At 39.0% G+C, this 19934-nt stretch carries 19 protein-coding genes and 2 riboswitches; of the genes, 3 read left to right on the plus strand and 16 right to left on the minus strand.

All coding sequences use genetic code 11. The features are described 5' to 3' along the window. Positions 1-94: 94 nt before the first annotated feature. Genes thiM through thiW form a run of 3 tightly spaced genes read right to left on the minus strand, consistent with a single transcriptional unit; the run spans position 95 to position 2938 of the window. Positions 95-1612: a hydroxyethylthiazole kinase gene (gene thiM / locus KHY58_RS04910; protein WP_021147735.1), complete on the minus strand. Its 1518-nt coding sequence runs from the start codon at positions 1610-1612 to the stop codon at positions 95-97. Between the two features lie 13 nt (positions 1613-1625). Continuing rightward, positions 1626-2459, minus strand: coding sequence for a bifunctional hydroxymethylpyrimidine kinase/phosphomethylpyrimidine kinase (thiD, locus tag KHY58_RS04915; protein ID WP_021147734.1), 834 nt, complete (start codon positions 2457-2459; stop codon positions 1626-1628). After that, on the minus strand, positions 2459-2938 hold the full coding sequence (gene thiW / locus KHY58_RS04920; RefSeq protein ID WP_101928937.1) for an energy coupling factor transporter S component ThiW: 480 nt from the start codon (positions 2936-2938) through the stop codon (positions 2459-2461). The genes thiD and thiW overlap by 1 nt, the downstream gene beginning before the upstream one ends. Before the next feature lie 63 nt (positions 2939-3001). Continuing rightward, a riboswitch (TPP riboswitch) is annotated at positions 3002-3096 on the minus strand. 81 nt (positions 3097-3177) lie between these two features. After that, positions 3178-3283: riboswitch (TPP riboswitch) on the plus strand. Between the two features lie 52 nt (positions 3284-3335). Here thiW and cytX point away from each other — a divergent pair. Continuing rightward, a complete protein-coding gene (gene cytX, locus KHY58_RS04925) occupies positions 3336-4535 on the plus strand; it encodes a putative hydroxymethylpyrimidine transporter CytX (protein ID WP_101928936.1) in 1200 nt (399 codons plus the stop codon). Between the two features lie 135 nt (positions 4536-4670). Here cytX and KHY58_RS04930 read toward each other — a convergent pair whose 3' ends face one another. From KHY58_RS04930 to modA, 3 genes are all read right to left on the minus strand, one after another. Beyond that, a complete protein-coding gene (locus KHY58_RS04930) occupies positions 4671-5300 on the minus strand; it encodes an ATP-binding cassette domain-containing protein (protein WP_101928935.1) in 630 nt (209 codons plus the stop codon). Between the two features lie 8 nt (positions 5301-5308). After that, positions 5309-5977 (minus strand): molybdate ABC transporter permease subunit, encoded by a 669-nt coding sequence (modB, locus tag KHY58_RS04935; protein WP_101928934.1) that lies wholly within the window; start codon positions 5975-5977, stop codon positions 5309-5311. 238 nt (positions 5978-6215) lie between these two features. Continuing rightward, on the minus strand, positions 6216-7004 hold the full coding sequence (modA, locus tag KHY58_RS04940; protein ID WP_077708076.1) for a molybdate ABC transporter substrate-binding protein: 789 nt from the start codon (positions 7002-7004) through the stop codon (positions 6216-6218). Positions 7005-7395: 391 nt separating this feature from the next. Between modA and KHY58_RS04945 the strand changes: the two genes are divergently transcribed. After that, the gene (locus tag KHY58_RS04945) at positions 7396-8385 is read left to right on the plus strand and encodes an AEC family transporter (protein WP_077708075.1); all 990 of its coding nucleotides are present in this window, start codon (positions 7396-7398) and stop codon (positions 8383-8385) included. Positions 8386-8442: 57 nt separating this feature from the next. On the opposite strand, the gene KHY58_RS04950 is transcribed toward KHY58_RS04945, so the two are convergent. From KHY58_RS04950 to glmS, 10 genes are all read right to left on the minus strand, one after another. After that, positions 8443-9318, minus strand: coding sequence for a DMT family transporter (locus tag KHY58_RS04950; protein ID WP_232054999.1), 876 nt, complete (start codon positions 9316-9318; stop codon positions 8443-8445). A 119-nt stretch (positions 9319-9437) separates the two neighbouring features. Beyond that, complete coding sequence (locus tag KHY58_RS04955) at positions 9438-9728, minus strand: ArsR/SmtB family transcription factor (RefSeq protein ID WP_004693850.1); 291 nt, start codon at positions 9726-9728, stop codon at positions 9438-9440. Between the two features lie 185 nt (positions 9729-9913). Continuing rightward, positions 9914-10360 (minus strand): universal stress protein, encoded by a 447-nt coding sequence (locus KHY58_RS04960; protein WP_004693853.1) that lies wholly within the window; start codon positions 10358-10360, stop codon positions 9914-9916. Between the two features lie 169 nt (positions 10361-10529). Beyond that, on the minus strand, positions 10530-11801 hold the full coding sequence (locus KHY58_RS04965; protein WP_278472327.1) for a hypothetical protein: 1272 nt from the start codon (positions 11799-11801) through the stop codon (positions 10530-10532). An 8-nt stretch (positions 11802-11809) separates the two neighbouring features. Further along, positions 11810-12565: an amino acid ABC transporter ATP-binding protein gene (locus KHY58_RS04970; RefSeq protein WP_077708072.1), complete on the minus strand. Its 756-nt coding sequence runs from the start codon at positions 12563-12565 to the stop codon at positions 11810-11812. A 153-nt stretch (positions 12566-12718) separates the two neighbouring features. After that, entirely contained in the window at positions 12719-13375 is a 657-nt protein-coding gene (locus KHY58_RS04975) for an amino acid ABC transporter permease (protein WP_077708071.1), read from the minus strand. Between the two features lie 123 nt (positions 13376-13498). Then, positions 13499-14311, minus strand: coding sequence for an amino acid ABC transporter substrate-binding protein (locus tag KHY58_RS04980; protein WP_012863876.1), 813 nt, complete (start codon positions 14309-14311; stop codon positions 13499-13501). Positions 14312-14549: 238 nt separating this feature from the next. Then, the gene (locus tag KHY58_RS04985) at positions 14550-15026 is read right to left on the minus strand and encodes a hypothetical protein (RefSeq protein ID WP_008602920.1); all 477 of its coding nucleotides are present in this window, start codon (positions 15024-15026) and stop codon (positions 14550-14552) included. A 36-nt stretch (positions 15027-15062) separates the two neighbouring features. After that, positions 15063-16049: a tryptophan--tRNA ligase gene (gene trpS, locus KHY58_RS04990; RefSeq protein ID WP_101928933.1), complete on the minus strand. Its 987-nt coding sequence runs from the start codon at positions 16047-16049 to the stop codon at positions 15063-15065. A gap of 58 nt (positions 16050-16107) precedes the next feature. After that, positions 16108-17940 (minus strand): glutamine--fructose-6-phosphate transaminase (isomerizing), encoded by a 1833-nt coding sequence (glmS, locus tag KHY58_RS04995; protein WP_012863873.1) that lies wholly within the window; start codon positions 17938-17940, stop codon positions 16108-16110. Positions 17941-18464: 524 nt separating this feature from the next. Here glmS and KHY58_RS05000 point away from each other — a divergent pair. Then, on the plus strand, positions 18465-19862 hold the full coding sequence (locus KHY58_RS05000) for a hypothetical protein (protein WP_101928747.1): 1398 nt from the start codon (positions 18465-18467) through the stop codon (positions 19860-19862). Positions 19863-19934: the final 72 nt, after the last annotated feature.

The following is a 19934-nucleotide window of genomic DNA, read 5'->3' on the forward strand; positions in this document are numbered from 1 at the left end:
TGTCTACTATATTTTATTCTATTCACTATAATATGTTTTTTATTTCCTTTGTATAGTGCTTATTATTTACTATCCTAGAATTATAAAAGACATATCACTTAATATTATCTACCAAGCATTTAAATTGTTGTGTTGCTTCATATGGATTATCTGCATGAGCAATAGCAGATATTACGGCTACTCCACTAGCACCTGCTTCCAAAACAGGCTTTGCGTTATTTAAGGTAATACCCCCGATACCAACGCATGGTAATGTTAAACCTTCTGCTCGTAAATCAGCAATGCGCTCAGGTCCGCACGGCAATTGAGCATCAGGTTTACTACTTGTAGTATACATAGGGCCTACACCAACACAATCCGCATAAACTACAGTGGTCTTATGAAGTTCCTCCACAGAATGAATGGATATACCAACAACCTTATTCCCTACAAGATTACGAACGTCTTCTAAACGCATATCTTCTTGTCCTACGTGAACACCATCAGCGTTAACAGCCACTGCTAAGTCTACATCATCGTTAATAATATAAAGCACATTATACATGGCACAGATTTCTTTTAACTGCTGAGCTAATTCTAATTTTTGTTGTCCTTCTAATGTTCCTATGCCCTTCTCTCTAAATTGAAAGCAGGTCGCACCACCTCGACAAGCAGCTTCAACAATGTCCAGTAAATGGCTTTCATTAAAACCTACATCTTGTGTACCACTAATAAAATATACCTTTAATTGATCGGGCACAACTACAGGCCGTATTCGGTTTTCGGATAAAAGCATCGCATCATCGAATTCATATAAGGCATCCATAAATGCCATACTAAAACTACCAGGTTTTACACCGCTCACATTAACCGCACTTTCACCAGCTAGACCATAGTAAGCCAGTGCATACGCAAGGAACTCACCTATAGACATGTTATACATGAATGGACAATAGGAACTAAAAAATGCAGCTAACACAGCACCTAATAAACAACCAGTCCCAGTTACGACTGTCATGATTGGATGCCCATGAGGAACCGCAAATACACGGGTTCCGTCGGATACATAATCCTCTTCGCCCGTTGCGACAACAGGACAGTTAATTTGGCGTGCAAGACGATACGTTATAATTGCGCTATCCTCAACTTGTTCACCATCTACGCCCTTACCAGAGAGAGAATTATTAACCTTATGATTTGTATTAAGAGCATCATAGATGGCTTTGATTTCACTTTGATTACCTCGTAGCAACGAAATAGCATCAGTTTTAATCAAGTCTAAAACTACAGATAATCGATAAGCCCCAGCATGACAGCCCACTGGATCTAAAACAATAGGAACCTCATGTTTCTTCGCCAGTGCTATGGCATCTTTATAGTAACTAACCTTGTCTGGGGTAAGAGTGCCAATATTGATGAGTAGCGCCGATGCATGGGCGATGAGGTCTTTCAAATCTTCGCTACACTCACTCATCACGGGTGATGCTCCGATGGCTAGTAAACCGTTAGCCGTAAAGGTTCGCACTACATCATTTGTAATACAAATAATAAGCGGATTCCCTTTGCGTAGAGTCTCTAATATATTCAGTTCGGTCCAAGTTGAGCTATTTATATATGGATTTTCATAGGTCATATAACTATCTCCTCTACTCATTTTTCAAAAGTTCATCCATCGTTTGAGGGCCATTTACCAATAAACCATAAGCCATATGATTAACAGGACCGCAACCACTTCCAAGCGCTGGATTATGCTTAATAGCCAATGCAATATAGTTCTTTGCAATACCAATGGCATCCATTACATCACGCCCTTTCGCTAGCTCTGCCGTAATAACCGCCGAGAAGGTACAACCCGTACCGTGAGTATGAACAGTATCATATTTAGGGCTTGTCCACGTATGCATATCTCCATCTTTGGTGAAAGCATAATCCGTTGCATCATCTCCAATATGCCCACCTTTAATGATGACCACTTGAGGTCCTAATTCACGTAAAATACGGTTAGCAGCTGTTGTGATGTCACTTTTACAAGAGATAGACATGTCCGCTAACACCTCTGCCTCGCTACGATTAGGTGTAATGACTGTGGCGACCGGAATGAGTTTAGATTTTAAGAAATCGACAGCCTCATCCGATACAAGTCGATCACCGCTGGTGGCAATCATAACTGGATCCATCACATAAGGGATGTTCTTACTTACATAAGGATAAATGAGATCCATCATCTCTGGTAAAGCAATCATGCCCGTCTTAACGGCTTGTGGTGTAATATCTGAATATACATCGTGTAACTGTTTTTCTATGCTTTCTAGCGATAGGTGTTCTACGTGATGTACACCCGTTGTATTTTGAGCCACCACAGAAGTAACAACGGCCATGCCGTATACATTTCGACTTTGGAAGGATTTTAAATCAGCCATAATGCCAGCGCCACCACTAGGGTCAGTACCGGCAATTGTTAATGCAGTATGTAGTTTCATTATGCCTCCTTGTGTAACAGATTACGTCGAGATAAGATTTGTAATACTACAAAGCCAATGCAAGCACCTCCGATAGAGCTCATGGAAAAGGATGTAATCAAGGTCAACAATGCCAATGGTTTGCCTAGTAGGAAATGAGCAATTGGATAACTTACAAGAGCACCAATAAGTCCAGTGCCAATGATTTCGCCTAAAGCCGCTGCCCAGATGGCGTTGTATTTTTTATATAAATACGCAGATAACCAAGCGCCAATCATACTACCTGGAAAGGCTAATGGAGAGCCTAGTGCTAGTACATTACGTAAGCAAGAAGTACTAAAGGCTGCGCCTACAGAGAATCTCGCCCCAACTATAACGGCTAAGATTACATTTATCATATGTTGAAATGGAAAAATACGAGCAGGGCCAATAGGAATCGACGTAGTCGATAAGACGACACCTAAGGCCACACATATGCTAGCAATAATCATTTTTTTCATAATACCTCCAAGTAAATAAAAATGAGACCACCTCAAATGGAATGGTCTCGTAATAGTTTGGTATCATGTTTCATTCCACTTCCCTACGCCAGTATTATCTGGATCAGGTCTAGGGTTTTGAATGGTCAATCTCAGCAAAAGCACCCCTAGTGGCAATATATTTTTATAATCTAGTTATAACATTATTATACAATCTATGCAACAAAATAATTGACGGTTCCCGTAGCACCTCGTATAATGAAGCCATAATGGGGTGCTCACACAAGTGGGCTGAGAGTAAGCTAAAGCTTTAACCCATAACCTGATTTGGATAATGCCAACGTAGGGAACATAGAGGATTAATGGCCGAGTTCCTGTGAGCTCGGCTTTTTCTATGACTTCCTGGCAAGGAGGACGTATGAAAAATACACACATCACGCAACCACAATTTGCCATGATATGGTTCGGTGCCGCTTTATCGATTGCGGAAATTATGACCGGTACCTATCTGGCCCCCTTAGGACTTATACAAGGTCTCTATGCCATCATCTTAGGTCATATTATCGGCGGCATACTACTCTTTGGGGCTGGCCTCATCGGCGGACGCTTACGGCAAGGTAGTATGAATACAACCGCTTTCAGCTTTGGCCCACTAGGGGCTAAAGGCTTTGCCTTTTTAAATATGCTTCAACTTATCGGCTGGACTAGCATCATGATCTACGATGCTATGCTAGCCTTACAAGAGTTAGCACCCCTATCCCCTATGATTTGGACGATAGCTATCGGAGCGCTTGTCATCCTGTGGCTTTTCATCGGCCTCCACAATACGGGCTATATTCAAGCCATCGTATCTATTCTATTGCTAGGCCTCACCCTCTACATGGGCACGCACATGATATCACAGTGGCCTAGTGAAGGTGGCCTTCTAACTAGCGGAAACATGAGTTTCATCGCTGCTCTTGAGTTATCGATTGCCATGCCACTATCTTGGCTACCTCTCATCAGTGATTATACCCGTGAAAGTAAACATCCTCTCACCGCATCACTTACAAGTGCTACAATCTACACGGTAACGAGTATCGTCATGTATACCTTAGGTCTTAGTGCGGCCATCTTTGGTGGTGGAGACTCTATTATTACCATTATGATGAATGCAGGCCTTGGCCTAGCAGGGCTCCTCGTAATTATCTTCTCTACTGTCACTACAACCTTTATGGACGCTTACTCTGCAGGTGTTTCTAGCACCACAATCTATAATAGTGCATCTAGTAAGGGCATTGCAGTTATTGTTACCATCGTTGGCACTATTGCAGCTATCTTGTATCCGATGGACGATATTACAGACTTCTTATACCTCATCGGATCTGTCTTTACCCCAATGATTGCCATCTTGCTAGCGGACTACTTTATGAATCGTCAACAAGTGCAAACTCTATCGGCTTTTTTAGTACGCGGCACAATTTGGGCTGTATCGGTCGGTTTATATCACTATATGTTACACACTGAAAGCACCGTAGGTGCTACATTACCAGCCTTTACAATGGCCTTTATCATAACTACTATCATTGGTTTCGTAAGTAAAACAGTAAAGGTCTCTACAGAAGTTAAACAACCATAATAGGATATATACAACAAGCATCCAAGATAGGAGACTAACTAAATAGGAACTGCTATATAAACAATAAAACCCCTTTAGGAGCAATAACTCGTATGAAGGGGTTTTGTTATTTAGATTCTTTTATTTACATTATTGTTATTTAGATATTTGAATTTGTCCTTCTTCACAGGTCCAGTGCCGATCTCCAACCATTTCGGCTTCGCTTTCATCATGAGTAACCCATACACAAGGTACATCCCACTCGCGAATAATGGACACCAAATCTTCGCGCACATGCTTTCGCAAGTTCCAATCTAAAGCAGATAAAGGCTCATCGAGAAGCAAGATAGTCGGTTTAGAGTATAGCGCACGCCCCAAAGCAACTCGTTGCTGTTCGCCACCAGACAGGCTGCCAGCCTTCGTTTTTCGGTATTTCTCAAGACCTAAACGCTGCAATAGACTATTGCACATGTCAGGTGTGCCTCGTTTGCTATAGGTAATATTATGTTCCACAGACAAATGAGGGAATACGATGTTGCCTTGTGGCATATACCCTACCTGACGTTTTTGAGCGGGAACCCAAATCTTATTATCTCGATCCACCCACGTTGTTTCATTACAATGAATACTACCTGTAGTGGGTTTTACAAGTCCTGCAATGCATTTAATGAAAGTACTTTTACCACTGCCGGATTGACCTGTCAAAACGGTAATACCAGAAGGAAGTACCCCATCGGCTTTCACAGTCACAGAAGGTCTAGCTACGGTAAAGGAAAATGTAATCATCGGACCTCCTAATTATTATCAATGTGATGGAACAAGGACCCCTTTGTGATGAAGTGAATTCCACTCAACAATGCCAATGTGAGCACACAAATATAGATAACTAATTCAAAAGCATCCATGTACTGCCCTGCCTCTACGTAAGAGTAGATAGCAAGTGGCATGGTGCGCGTTACCTTTGGAATATTGCCTGCAATCAAAATGGTAGCACCGAACTCGCCCATAGCACGACAGAAGGCTAAGATACTGCCCGTCAAAATGCCTTTCCAAGCGAGTGGTACGGAGATAGTAAAAAAGATACGTAACTCTGAAGCACCTAATGTACGCGCTACGTCCTCCATATTATGATCGACGGATTGCAATGCTGAACGCACCGTTTGATAAAACAGCGGAAATGCAATTACAGAGGAGGCTATCACGGCACCGGATGCAGCAAAAACAACACTCATACCATGAGCTTCAAGCCAAGCACCAAACGCATAACCTGGAGTAAATACCATAAGTAACGCAAAACCAACAACTACCGGAGGCAGTACAAGTGGCAAGGTAATAAGTGCATCAAGAATGGCAATACCACCCCACTTGCAACGGTTCATCCAGTAACAAGTCGCTAAGCCACTTAAAATAACTATAATAAGAGCTATACTTGCCACCCATAGCGACAGCCATAATGGACTCATGTCACGCCCCCTTTCTATACACAACAACTCTAAAGTATGTGTTATATCCATTAATTCAAAAATACTTTTCAAACAAATTATATGCCCAAAATCATATCATATGTTAGATTATTAAGCACTCATCACTACAAATGAGTAAAAGAAAAGCATACAGTGAGCAATCATAAGATTAGTAATATCAATAATATCTCTATTGTATCATAAGAAAGCGCTAGCCCTGAAAGCTAGCGCTTTACTCTTATTTAGAAGTAGAGAAACCGTATTTTTCTAATACTTTTTGGCCTTCTGGGCTCATTACGTATTGGTAGAAGTCTTTTGCCAATGCGTTGTCATATTTTTTAATAATACCAATTGGATAGATAACTGGATCATGGGAATCAGCCGGTGTTACTGCAGAGATTTCAACTGCATCGCCCGCTGCGATAGCATCAGTTTTATAGATGAAACCAGCATCTCCAGCACCTTGGCTAATGGAAGCTGTTACAGCTTTTACATCTTTAGCGTATACTACATTAGGTTCTACCTGTTCCCAAACGCCTAGTTTTGTTAATACTTGTTTACCATAGTTACCAGCTGGTACTGTTTCAGGATTGCCCAATACGATACGCTTTACTGTAGCGATTTGATTTAGCTCAACCTTAGGTTGACCTTTTGGAACTACGAGAACGAGTTCATTAGTTACGAATGGTTTTACATCAGTTACCAAATCTTTTTCTTGTAACATTTTCATATTTTTCTCGTCAGCAGAAATAAATAAACTAGCTGGTGCACCTTGTTCGATTTGTTGACGTAATGTACCAGAACCAGCGAAGTTAATAGCGATTTGATCATCCGCTAAGTTATGGCTTTTTTTGTAAGCATCAGCCAATTCTGTAAGAGCACCTTTAAGGCTTGCTGCAGCTTGTACAGTAATCTTTTCAGATGTACTTGGTTTAGCTGACTCAGTTGGTTTACTTGCATCATTACCACAACCTACTAAAAAAGCAAGCATGAAAACGCTTATTAATACTAATAAAATTCGTTTCATAATTCCTCCTGTGCATCCCTTAAAACGCCATACTGTAAACGCCATGGTAATACCTAGAGACACTTCGCGTACTAACAAACTGAAATATACAACATATACAACATATACATATTATACTATAAATCAATGATTGAAATCGTATACTAAAATCACATTCTACATAGATATTTCTGATGATTATGATAAGTAATAATAATCAATAAATTTTTAAGCCCCAAACAATAGATACTATGGTATGATAATACTATAAAGGATAAAAATATTTTAGAAAACTTATTCACTTACAGCCTATATAAAACAACTGTATATTTACTACATATAGTTATACGATAAACTAAAATTATGCCTTATATATTAACTAATATATTAAAGAAAAACTCTAGGTGAGATGATGAATCTATTCGAATTAGTAGGCCATATTTTTATGAATTCTATGGTCCCTATCTTAGTACTTATAGGCGTGGGATTTATATTAGATAGAAAATTTAAACTCGATCTATATACGCTGAGTAAACTAAACTTTTATATATTGTTACCTACCTTTATATTTCGAGCGATGTATGAAGCTAAACTTAACTCAGGTACTTTGGAGATTGTATTCTGTGCGCTCTGTGTACTCATACTAAACTCCATCCTTTCAGATGTGGTAGGTAAGATACAAGGATATGATGTGGCTAAGATTGCAACCTTAAAAAACTGCGTTATGTTTAATAACGTTGGGAATATGGGTGTCGCCCTTGCTATCTTTGTATTTACTAACATTCCATATGTCATCGATGGTGCTACCCCCTATGCTAATCTAGGTTTAGTGAGTGTTGTATCTATCATGATCATACAAACTATTAGCAGTAATACCTACGGTTTCTACCAAGCGGGAGCAGGACGATTAACCCCTCGGGATGCACTAAAAGTCGTATTCCACATGCCTATGGTATATGCCATCCCACTGGCACTACTTTGCCACCTACTCCCTTTCGATTTACACGGTCTCTTCTTCTTTGCACCGCTCAATATATTTGCCAATGCCTTCGTTGGCGTCGCTATGATTGCCTTGGGTGTTCAAATTAATAGAACACCGCTAAACTTCTTTAAGATGGATGTCATGCTTGCTACCACATTACGGCTCGTTGTGAGTCCACTCCTAGCAGCTGGTATTACTATATTATTCATTATGTTCTATGGACCTATGCATCCAATAGCGGCGCAAACTATCATCATAACCTACAGCGTACCTACCGCTATCAATATGTCTCTTATTGCTATTGAAATGAAGAATAATCCAGAATATGCTACACAAATCGTAATGGGCACAACTATTTTATCCGCTATAACAATGCCACTGTTTATTACTATAGCCTATTATCTATTCCCATTATATTAAAATAAAAAATCATAGTTATAAAAAATCACTCATAGCCATATGACTATGAGTGATTTTTTATGCCTTAGCATTTAGCCTTGTTAAACAAGTTACACAAGCTGTAACAATTATAGCACCAATAATTTCATTCAAGGCTAAATTATGATTAAGAATAACTACATCTAAAGCTAAAGTAACTATTGGTCCCATTGCACTAATAACGGCTGCAAGAGATGCATTAATTCTTTTAAGACCAAAAGACATCAAGTATGAAGGAATGATAGAACAAAAAATGGCCAAAAATACTAAATAAATCATAGTATGCGTTTGGAGTGTTGAAAATGTAGTAAAATTTTTGCTATCAATTATAAAGCCGAGAAGTAAAAGTACTGTAGTTATACACATATAAGTACTGGTAAAAATAGTAGAACTAATATTCGAAACAGCCCTCTTACTATAAATAATAAACAACGCCCAAAAGATTGCAGAAAGCAAGACTAGTGAAATGCCTATTAAAGTATCTGTAAGGTGGTTATCAACGGTAGGATTAAACATAATTGCTAATCCTAGCACAGTAGATACAATTAAAACTACTTTTGAAAATGTAATGCGTGATAAATCTGATGATAACAGAAAAACGTAAATTGGAAATGTAAATAGAACAGCACGTTCTAATGAGGCAGATATATATAATAATCCTATGAAGTCCGTTATAGATGAAGATACATAAAGAATAGCCCCCAAAAATGAGTATTTAAAAACCTTACTTTTATTCACGCTATTCCAATCAAAGCGAATCATTGGTATAAGAAAAAAAGGTAATGATAAAACAGCCCTACACACAAGAACATTCAAAGGGCTCAGTGAATCTAAATAAATTAGTTTTGCCCATATAGATTTTGTTGATAAGAATACAGTAGCTAAAAACACCACTAATATTCCTATATTTTTCATTAACAGATTCACTTTATATACTTCTCCATAATCAAATACAACTCAAATAAAATATATAAAATATAAAAACACAATTCATCCTAAGTAGGACGAAATGTGTTCATTATAAAAAATTTAAATTATTGATGAGCTACGTGTTCCATCCCCATGCGAACTAAACATTCAACATGATCATCGTTTAGAGAATAATATGCTGTTTTCCCATCTTTACGATATGTAACAAGACGTGCTTGGCGCAATACACGCAATTGATGAGAAATAGCAGATTGTCCCATCTCCATGGTTTCTGCAATGTGATTAACACACATTTCATTTTCTAGTAATAGCTCTACTATTTTAAGGCGTGTAGGATCACCCAAGATTTTAAACAGTTCTGCTAGCTTCAGCAATGATTCTTGTTTGTCGGTCATATAATCCCCCTTTTTTAATCCTATCCATTCTTTTTTGTAGCTCTTCTATGTCACTAATCGATACGTCTTAACGTATAACACCAATATGTATGGCACACATATAGACATTATATCATTTTTAACATAAAAAAGAGACTTTGAGAAACCAAAGTCTCTTTTTTTATCATATCTATATAAGATATAAATTATTTAATGATTAATACAGGGCAAGTGGAGTGGCTAGTTACATAGCTACTTACGCTACCCATGAATAAGCCTTTCAAAGGGCCAAGACCACGGCTACCCATTACGATGAGATCAGCATTATATTTTTTTGCCACTGCAAGTAGTGCAGGTCCAGGGGAGCCAACTTCAAATACGCTTTTAACTTTTACGCCTGCAGGAATTTCTTTCACTACATCATTAAGAATTTCCTTACCAGTTTCTTCCATATCCTCAGCAATTTGCTCAGATACATATCCACCAGAAATTGGTGTTTGATCAAAATTGGAAATAGCAGACACAATATTTGCAACGTGAACAACAATCAATTCAGCTTGGTTGCGATCCGCTACAGCGAGAGCATGTTCCAACGCACGTTTAGCATTTTCAGAACCATCAGTAGGTACGACAATAGTTTTGTAGGTAACCATAATAACCCCTCCTATTCCTAATCCCTCAAAGGGGATATGATCAAATATCGTTTAGCCTATACTAATATATTCTAGACCATCAAGGAAAACTCCTCTTTTTTCTGAGGATTTATTACATTATAGCACAAATCGTACAGAATTATACAAATAAAAGAATATTATGCGTATATTAAAGAACCTGAGACGATTGGTTTGTATTAAGTGTAGTAGTCAATCTAAAACCATCTAATACATCTATAAGTTCCTGAGTAGCAAGATTACTACCGGATGGACCAATCATTCGAGCTACTGCTACATTACCTTCATTGCCAAGAATAATTGTTGCGCCAAAGGATACTGGTTCCGCTACAGCTGTATCAGACGTATTTGGATTTTTCATATGGCCCGCCAAATAGAACATTACATTACCGTCAATGATATGCGTTTCATAACGAGTAATCGTGGCCTTGTTCACATCAACCAATTGTTTAAGATAATAGTCACCAAGCATTTGCTTGCCCATCATTGTCGGCATACCGGAGCTGACAGCTTGTACTGGGATTGTAAAGGACTCAATGTCGAGGCGTATATTATGTTTAGTGAAAGCAATCTTACCCTTTTCATTAAGACGGGTGAAACCTTTTGGATAGGTAAATTTGATACCTTCTGCAACACTGATATCGCTTGTGCCGGTTAATATTTTTTTTACCCCTTTAATAGCATTAGAACCGCGCTTATTGATCAATTCAAAGGATGGAATTGTATGCTCCATCAAACCTAGCTCCATAAACTCTGCACGAACAGGTGCATACGTACTAGACAAATTGTACCGATGAGTTGGATCTTTCTCCATGATAAATTCTGCTTCAAATACAGACTGAACCGGCTCTGTAGATGTCATATCTGCATAAGATTTTGGTGTACTCTTATCCCAGCGTGCGGAAACTGCACCTTTCTTAGCAAAGAACCCACCAACAATATCATTATGCTCAAAGTTATTGCTATGTTGGCGCCAGATATTTAAATACTCCTCATTAGACATGCCCTTAATAGGTACACCATACCAAGTCGTATTCCATTCTTTTTGAGATATTCCTTCTTGTGGTGTATTATTGCGCTTAGTAAAAGATACTGTATAGGAATCCTCTTGCGTAGGGCCCGCTAAATTGAAGGAATACCCTTGAATATGTTCACTTTCACTACGCACATCCATATCTAACATAACGCCATCAGCTACACGCCAAGGAATCGAGAACATATAACCATTTTTGTAATCCTTCACCACCGTGTTCATCTTAGTAGCATAGGATTTGTATTGTTCTGGCAAAATAGATGCGGAATCCTTCTGAGATTCCACAATAGATAAAGGTGTATCAGACGTCTTCTGTAAATCTTCTGCCATAATAGAAGTCGTTCCCAAAGCCATGACAGCTAAGGTTGCCGCAAATAAACGTAACTTCATAGAACCTCCTATAACATATTATCCAAGAACGCTTTCGTTCTTTCGTTCTGCGGATGACTAAAAATTTGTTCTGGTGTTCCTTCTTCTTGAATAACACCATCAGCCATAAAGATAACACGATCCGATACTTCACGAGCAAAGTTCATTTCATGAGTTACGATAATCATCGTCATGTGATCGTCCGCTAATTGTTTGATTGTCTTAAGAACCTCACCAGTAAGCTCAGGATCAAGAGCAGATGTGGGTTCATCAAAGAGCATAATTTCTGGATTCATCGCTAGCGCACGGGCAATAGCTACACGCTGTTGCTGACCGCCAGACAAGCGAGATGGATACATATCTCGTTTTTCCCATAATCCTACTTTATTGAGTAATTGCTCTGCAATCGGTGAGATTTCGTCATCTTTCATACCTTTTACCATACGTGGAGCAATCATAATATTATCTAATACCGTCATATGCGGGAACAAATTGAAAGATTGGAATACCATACCCATGCGGAGCAATAATTCATGCTGAGTTTGAGGAGAAGCGTATTTTACAACCCCATTTTCAGTACTAGCAAGAATCGTACCATCAACGGTAATAGAGCCTCCATCAATCGTTTCTAACTGACCTAAGCAGCGCAAAAACGTGGATTTACCAGAACCAGAAGGTCCGATAATAGAAACAATTTCTCCTCTATTCATTTTGAGCGACACATCGCGCAATACGGTTTGATTATTAAAGCGTTTTTCAATACGCTCCATATTTACAAATGTCATAAGTACCTCTTACATCGTCATATTAAGTATATAACTAGCGCCTCAAGTAAAGATATCTCATCTATAAAATCGCATCTATAGACATCAAATAAAAGTATCTCACCTATAAAACTAGCTACATCATTACATATGACAAACTACCATAGAATTAGATTAATCTTCGTATACAGCAAATCTTCGTTCTAAGTAGCTGAAGATATTCGTCAAAATAAAGGTAAAGATTAAGTAGAATAATGCTGCCACGAGGAATGCAGAAATATCAAAATCACGTTGTACGATAGATTTTGTAATACGCAAGATATCATTCATCGCCAATACATACACGAGAGATGTATCTTTCAATAAGTTAATCGTCTCATTCGCAAGAGGAGGCAATACACGTTTAAACATTTGTGGCAAGATGATCTTACGCATAGTTTGTGCATAGGTAAAACCAAGAACCTTTGCCCCTTCATACTGACCACGAGAGATAGATTGAATACCACCGCGGAATATTTCACATAAATACGCTGCGTAGTTTAATACGAAGGTAAGAACTGCTGCCGTCGCATCATCCATTTGAATGGCACCGTCTGTGATGATTGGCAATGCATAATAGACGAATAAAATTTGTAGCATCAACGGTGTGCCCCGCATCAAATACACGAAAGCATCAACAAACTTATCTACTAAAGGCAATTTAGATAGACGTAACATAGCCATTAAAATGCCACCAGGAATAGATAAAATCCATACAATACAGAATAGCGATACGGTTACCTTTAAACCATCAGCGATGGTTGGGATAATCTGCAATAAATAATCTAACATGAAAGACTCCTTCAAAACACGACTAGAGAAGGGCCATCTGGCCGCTTCTCTAGTGTACATTTCGTTCTTTAATTATCAGTTGTACCTACTGACCATAGTACTATTAGTATATCACGAATTGTACTATTTAGCATCGCTCTTATCTAAGTCTGCGCCTGAGCCTAACCATTTTTCAGCAATTTTATCAGCAGTACCGTCTTTTTTCATTTCAGCTAAGATACCATTAATTTTGTCACGCAAAGCAGTATCATCTTTACGGAAACCAACAGCGAAATTATCAACGCCGTAGTCAGTACCTTCTACGATTTTGTATTTACCAGGTTCTTTTGTCATAAGATAACGAGCGATTACACCATCAGCAATAACCGCATCAACACGACCAATACCAAGATCCATAAATGCACTTACAAAATCCGCATAGGATTTTGTTTCTTTAACAGTCTTACCGCTTGGATCGTTTTGCAATGCTGCTTCACCAGTACTAGCTTGTTGCACGCCTACTACCTTACCAGCTAAATCGGCTTTACCTTTAATGGAGTCATCGTCATTACGAACAATGACGTATTGTTTATCCTTCATATATGTATTGGAGAATAAAATATTCTTCTCGCGCTCAGGAGAGACTGTTAAGCCATTCCACAAAGCATCAATTTTTTTAGATTTTAGTTCCGCTTCTTTACTGGACCAGTCAATAGCTTTGAACTCTACATCCATACCAGCACGTTTAGCTGCTTCTTTAGCCATGTCGATATCAAAGCCAACAATTTCGCCTTTTTCATCTTTAAAGCCCATTGGAGGGAAACTATCATCTAAACCGATAACAACTTTCTTAGGCAATTCTGTATTAGCTTTTTTAGTGTCACCACCACAACCTGTTACAAATGCCATCATAGATACAGCTGCAAGGCCCACGGCCATCATCTTTTTCCAATTCATAACTATCCTCCACGGCGATTATCGCCTATTTACCACTTAATAATATGTTCAATATAGATTTAGATTCCGTACTTAATGATTGTATTATACTTTAGTTAATTAAAGTTGTAAATAGTTAATTTGATGAATTTTTGAGTTTCTTATCTTACAGATTCTCCACATATACATTTTATGATTCTAGATTCATTTGCTTTATCTTTCTGTATGCCTATATTATATGACGCTTAGTGCTTATGCTTTATGACTGCGTATGTTTATGAATGGCCTCAATCATCGCCATTTTATCCTTGTACGCCACCTGATGCAGATCAAGTGGTATCACATAAATCCCACCATGACCATTCATTGCTTGCAACTCACGCCATTCCTCAGTGAATCCAATAATATGCTCATAATCAACAAAGACGAAATATTCATCCCCATAGAATAAACTGTGAAAGTATTCTTTCACAGAAAAAGGCCTACGTTTTAACACGAGGCCCTTTTCACAGATAAAAGCTTGACTTTCACCTAATCTATGAAGGGTCCATAATATCACGAGCAACAACAGATAATACCATACACGTTCCGCCCAGTCTGAGGGCATATATTTTACAATCAACGCACACGCAACTAGACCGATGATGCGACCGGTCCACTGTATACCGCGATGTATTTCTAAGCTCTGTTGTACGGCACCTGATGAAAAGCGTTCCATCGCCTCTTGTTTCGTCATGGTTTACCTCACAAATTGAAAGTCTACTATATGATTTTATTTACGGCACAAGCCCATAGCTTGCTCTACCTTACGGTACATTGTACTTGCTTTAGCATGCGCCTTAGCAGCCCCTTCATCGAGGATTACATCCAATTCAGGGCTTGTAATCAATTCGTTGTAACGTTGTTGAATTGGTTCAAGAGTTGCTACTAATAGATCGGCAATATCGGATTTAAATACACCGTAACCTTTGCCAGCGTACATTTCTTCGATAGCTTCGTAGCTGTCTTTCGTAATGGCACGGTATATTCCCATCAAGTTAGAAATGCCAGGTTTATTCTCTTTATCATAACGCACTGCATTATCAGAATCAGTTTGAGCGCGTTTCAATTTTTTCACAATCAAATCTGGAGCATCCAAAAGACGAATTGTAGCATTTTGGTTGTCGTCAGATTTACTCATTTTTTTGGTTGGCTCTTGTAAGCTCATGACACGAGCACCACCTTCGCCGACCTTGATATCAGGTACTACGAAAGTTTCACCGAATCTACGGTTAAAACGCTCTGCTAAATTACGAGTCAACTCAAGGTGTTGCTTTTGGTCTTCACCTACAGGAACATAATTCGTACCATATAGCAGAATATCCGCCGCCATCAATGGTGGATACGTAAGCAACGCTGTAGGAATAGAGTCACCTTGCTTTTGAGACTTATCTTTGTACTGAGTCATACGCTCTAATTCGCCAACATAGCTAATAGATTGCATAACCCAACCGAGCTTAACATGCTCAGGCACTTCGGATTGTACGAACAATGTTACCTTTTTAGGATTGAGACCAACAGCGAGGTACAACGCAGCCAAATTACGAGTATTTTGGAATAACTCTTTTGGATCTTGCGGTACAGTAATCGCATGTTGGTTAACGATGCAATAGTAACACTCATCAGTATCTTGATAGTCTAAAAAATTACGTAAAGCCCCCAAATAGTTACCAAGTGTTAACTCCCCACTTGGTTGGATGCCGGAAAATATAACTGCCATAATAGTCTCCCTATATTGAAATAAACCAACAGTGCCGAAGCACTGTTGGTTATATATATTATTCTACGGTTACAGATTTAGCCAAGTTACGTGGCTTGTCTACGTCTGCACCACGAGTAATCGCTGCGTAGTACGCCAATAATTGCAATGGTACAACCGCTAAAATTGGAGCGATGAATTTATTTGCACGAGGCACATAGATTGTGTGGTCAACGTGTTTAGATAATTCTTCGTCACCTTTCATACCGATGCCGATTACGATAGCTTCACGCGCTTTTACTTCGCGGATGTTGCTGATCATCTTGTCATAAACATCCTCTTGTGTAGCCAATGCGATAACAGGTACGCCCTCTTCAATAAGAGCCAATGTACCATGTTTCAATTCGCCACCTGCATATGCTTCAGCGTGGATGTAAGAAATTTCTTTCAATTTCAAAGCCCCTTCCATCGCTACTGCGTAGTCGATAGCACGACCCAAGAAGAACGCATCAGATTTGAAGCCATAATGTTTTGCAAAGGCTTTCATATCTTCGTCTACTTCAAAGATTTCATGAATCAAGGATGGTAAGTTTTTAACGCCGCTAAGAATTTCTTCGCCTACAGCTGGATTCATTTTGCCGTTTAATTGGCCAAGGTATACAGCGAACAACAAGCCTGCTACTAATTGAGTAGTGTACGCTTTTGTGGACGCTACAGAAATTTCAGGACCAGCCCATGTGTAAACTTTGTTATCCGCTTCACGAGAAATGCTGGAACCAACAACATTGGTAATAGCCAAGGATTTGGCACCAAGGCGTTTAGCTTCCTTCAAGGCCGCCAATGTATCGGATGTTTCACCGGATTGGCTGATAACGATACATAATGTTTTATCATCAGTCAACGGGTTGCTGTAACGATATTCAGATGCGATTTCCACATCAACTGGAATACGCGCCAAGTTTTCAATATATTGTTTTGTTACAAGCCCTGCATGGTATGCAGTACCGCATGCAACGATGAGAATTTTATTGAAAGCTGCCACATCTTCAGCAGTCCAATTCAACTCATCAAAGATAGCTGTCTTACCGTCTTCAGAAATATGTGTACCAAATGTATCACGAACAGCCTTAGGTTGATCATGAATTTCTTTCAACATAAAGTGTTCATAACCGCCTTTTTCTGCTGCTTCCGCATTCCAGTTAACATGGAATACCTCTTTATCAACAGCTTTTCCTTCACGGTCAAATACGGATACATTATCGCGAGTTACGATAGCTAATTCGCCATCGCTTAAAATATATGTGTCACGTGTGTAATTAATAATAGCTGGAATATCGGAAGCAACAAAGTTTTCCCCTTTGCCGAGGCCGATAACCAAAGGGTTTTCTTTCTTTGTACAAATGATTTTATCCGGTTCATCGGCACAGATGATTTCGAGAGCATACGCACCGTCTACACGATTCAGCATACGACGAACAGTACCGACAAAATCGCCATCGTACATGTCCTCCAATAAATGTGCAACCACCTCTGTATCCGTTTCAGATTTGAAATGATATCCTTTTGCGATGAGTTCCTCTTTTAAAGGCATATAGTTTTCAATAATACCGTTATGTACAACGGCAAATTTACCATCTTCAGATGCATGAGGATGCGCATTCATATCGGATGGACGACCATGTGTAGCCCAACGAGTATGTCCAATACCTACAGTTCCTTCATTAGGATCCGCTTTCACGATAGTCTCTAAATTGGAGAGACGGCCTACCTTTTTTTGAATTTTAATAACATTTTCAGGACCGATAACAGCAATACCTGCAGAGTCATAACCACGGTATTCTAACTTTGCCATACCGTCCAACAAGAAATCAGATGCTTGATTAAAGCCAATGTATCCTACGATACCGCACATGAGTATATCCTCCTATAACTGGGGGTATTTCTAGCCCCAGCAAAAACTAAGGCTAACTAATTAATGTTCTAGATTAATATTCTATTTAATGTATTAATTATTAATTCAATACAATTCATTCAGATATACTTTGTCCCCATCGTTACCGATGGGCTTTTTAATACCTGTTACGACTTGAATATGCCGGAAGAGCATCCGCTGATGACTCGATCACTCTTCACCTCGTCTACCCTAACGACTGCCTTCGTGGGTACTTGCGCTATTCGCCTTTACGAATTCGGAATTCCTTTCTGTGATATATGGCAGAATCAGTACAAAATAAAATATGTACTGAGGTATATTATACTAAAAAAATCGATAAAAAGTAAACCACCTCAGATAATTCAAAAGGAATAAAAAAGATTGTTTCTATGCTTCACGTCCTTTTCATTGTAAGAAATTATACTTCTATCATTCTAAATTTTACACAATTAGATTTTGTTGTATTTTCAAAATGTATGTATATAATTTGGGAGATATTAATCATGAATAAAACAACGATTAAAAAGAAACATAAAAATAGAAAAAATAGTTTGTCCTATAGAAAGTTACGCCGTTGGGTATTACCTGCAGTCCTTGGTGCTGCCCTATCAACGTTAGCTATCATTCCAACCTTAGCAGCAGAAACTCAGCCTAACACTAACATCGCAGTTGTAACCACAACAGAGCAAACCAAAACAGTACCATCCGCACAAGGAAGCACATCTCCAAACGGTGCTCCTAATGGTATGGAACCACAATCCGAAGTAGATCCTAATACTTTCAAAGGCACAACTATCGTTACAGAAAACAAATCCATTGCACATGAGTCGATGACAAACACAACGGCCGATCAGAATGCTTTCATCGGTAAAAATAAAGCGGTAATTGATATTGAAAATAGCGTTTTCGATAAAACAGGCGACACTACAAGCGATGACAATAGCAATTTCCGTGGTCAAAATGCAGTAGTCCTCGGTATCGAGGGTAGCCAAATTAACATCAAGGGTAGCAATATTACATCTAACTCTAAAGGTTCTAATGCAGTCTTTGCCACTGGTGAAGGCTCGGTTATCAACGTAGAAAATACTAATATTCACACAAAAAGCGATTCCTCTCGTGGTTTAGATGCTACTTACAAAGGTACTGTAAATGGCAAAAACCTAACTATCACTACTGAAGGGGCTCACTCTGCTACACTTGCTACAGATCGCGGAGAAGGCACTATCACCGCAGAAGCGGCAAAACTTACGACATCTGGCGAAGGCAGTCCTGTTATCTACTCTACGGGTAATATTATGGTAAACAATGTCAACGGCATAGCGAATAACAGTGAAATTGGCGTCGTAGAAGGTAAAAATTCCATAACTCTTACAAACTCCAATGTAACAGGCTACAAAGATAATGGCTTCATGCTATATCAAAGCTTCTCTGGTGATGCTGAAAACGGTATTGCTCGTCTGAAAGCAGAGAATAACACACTCACAACTCACGCTACAGGTGCGTTCCTCTATGTAAACAACACCACTGCTGAAGTAGACCTTTCTAACAATGCAATCTCTATGCCGAACACATCTACCCTAGTGAAAGCAGCTGCTGACTCCCGTTGGGGAAAAACTGGTGAGAACGGCGGTCACCTTACACTCCGCACATCTAACCAAGAGCTAAACGGTAATATTATGGCTGATTCAATCAGTACCATCGCTCTAGACATGACAAATGGATCTAGCCTTGTAGGTGCTATAAACACAGACAACACGGCTAAAGAAGTAACTGTGAAACTCAGCAAAGACTCCAATTGGATACTCACAGGCGACAGCTATGTAAAATCCTTGAGCAACGAAGACACAACCGGCAGTAACATTCAATTGAATGGATATAAACTTGTTGTGGCTGATAAATAATATCAAAAGCACTACTCTGAATTATTCCAATTTAAAGTAGTGCTTTTAATTTGTTAAACTTACTTGTATATC

This window comes from Veillonella parvula, assembly GCF_018366295.1.
Classification (GTDB): Bacteria; Bacillota; Negativicutes; order Veillonellales; family Veillonellaceae; genus Veillonella; species Veillonella parvula_P.

Excerpts from the sequence above, each read along its gene's own strand:
- thiM (WP_021147735.1), bottom strand. The coding sequence starts at position 1,612 with ATGACCTATGAAAATCCATATATAAATAGCTCAACTTGGACCGAACTG.
- thiD (WP_021147734.1), bottom strand. The coding sequence starts at position 2,459 with ATGAAACTACATACTGCATTAACAATTGCCGGTACTGACCCTAGTGGT.
- thiW (WP_101928937.1), bottom strand. The coding sequence starts at position 2,938 with ATGAAAAAAATGATTATTGCTAGCATATGTGTGGCCTTAGGTGTCGTC.
- cytX (WP_101928936.1), top strand. The coding sequence starts at position 3,336 with ATGAAAAATACACACATCACGCAACCACAATTTGCCATGATATGGTTC.
- KHY58_RS04930 (WP_101928935.1), bottom strand. The coding sequence starts at position 5,300 with ATGATTACATTTTCCTTTACCGTAGCTAGACCTTCTGTGACTGTGAAA.
- modB (WP_101928934.1), bottom strand. The coding sequence starts at position 5,977 with ATGAGTCCATTATGGCTGTCGCTATGGGTGGCAAGTATAGCTCTTATT.
- modA (WP_077708076.1), bottom strand. The coding sequence starts at position 7,004 with ATGAAACGAATTTTATTAGTATTAATAAGCGTTTTCATGCTTGCTTTT.
- KHY58_RS04945 (WP_077708075.1), top strand. The coding sequence starts at position 7,396 with ATGAATCTATTCGAATTAGTAGGCCATATTTTTATGAATTCTATGGTC.
- KHY58_RS04950 (WP_232054999.1), bottom strand. The coding sequence starts at position 9,318 with ATGAAAAATATAGGAATATTAGTGGTGTTTTTAGCTACTGTATTCTTA.
- KHY58_RS04955 (WP_004693850.1), bottom strand. The coding sequence starts at position 9,728 with ATGACCGACAAACAAGAATCATTGCTGAAGCTAGCAGAACTGTTTAAA.
- KHY58_RS04960 (WP_004693853.1), bottom strand. The coding sequence starts at position 10,360 with ATGGTTACCTACAAAACTATTGTCGTACCTACTGATGGTTCTGAAAAT.
- KHY58_RS04965 (WP_278472327.1), bottom strand. The coding sequence starts at position 11,801 with ATGAAGTTACGTTTATTTGCGGCAACCTTAGCTGTCATGGCTTTGGGA.
- KHY58_RS04970 (WP_077708072.1), bottom strand. The coding sequence starts at position 12,565 with ATGACATTTGTAAATATGGAGCGTATTGAAAAACGCTTTAATAATCAA.
- KHY58_RS04975 (WP_077708071.1), bottom strand. The coding sequence starts at position 13,375 with ATGTTAGATTATTTATTGCAGATTATCCCAACCATCGCTGATGGTTTA.
- KHY58_RS04980 (WP_012863876.1), bottom strand. The coding sequence starts at position 14,311 with ATGAATTGGAAAAAGATGATGGCCGTGGGCCTTGCAGCTGTATCTATG.
- KHY58_RS04985 (WP_008602920.1), bottom strand. The coding sequence starts at position 15,026 with ATGACGAAACAAGAGGCGATGGAACGCTTTTCATCAGGTGCCGTACAA.
- trpS (WP_101928933.1), bottom strand. The coding sequence starts at position 16,049 with ATGGCAGTTATATTTTCCGGCATCCAACCAAGTGGGGAGTTAACACTT.
- glmS (WP_012863873.1), bottom strand. The coding sequence starts at position 17,940 with ATGTGCGGTATCGTAGGATACATTGGCTTTAATCAAGCATCTGATTTC.
- KHY58_RS05000 (WP_101928747.1), top strand. The coding sequence starts at position 18,465 with ATGAATAAAACAACGATTAAAAAGAAACATAAAAATAGAAAAAATAGT.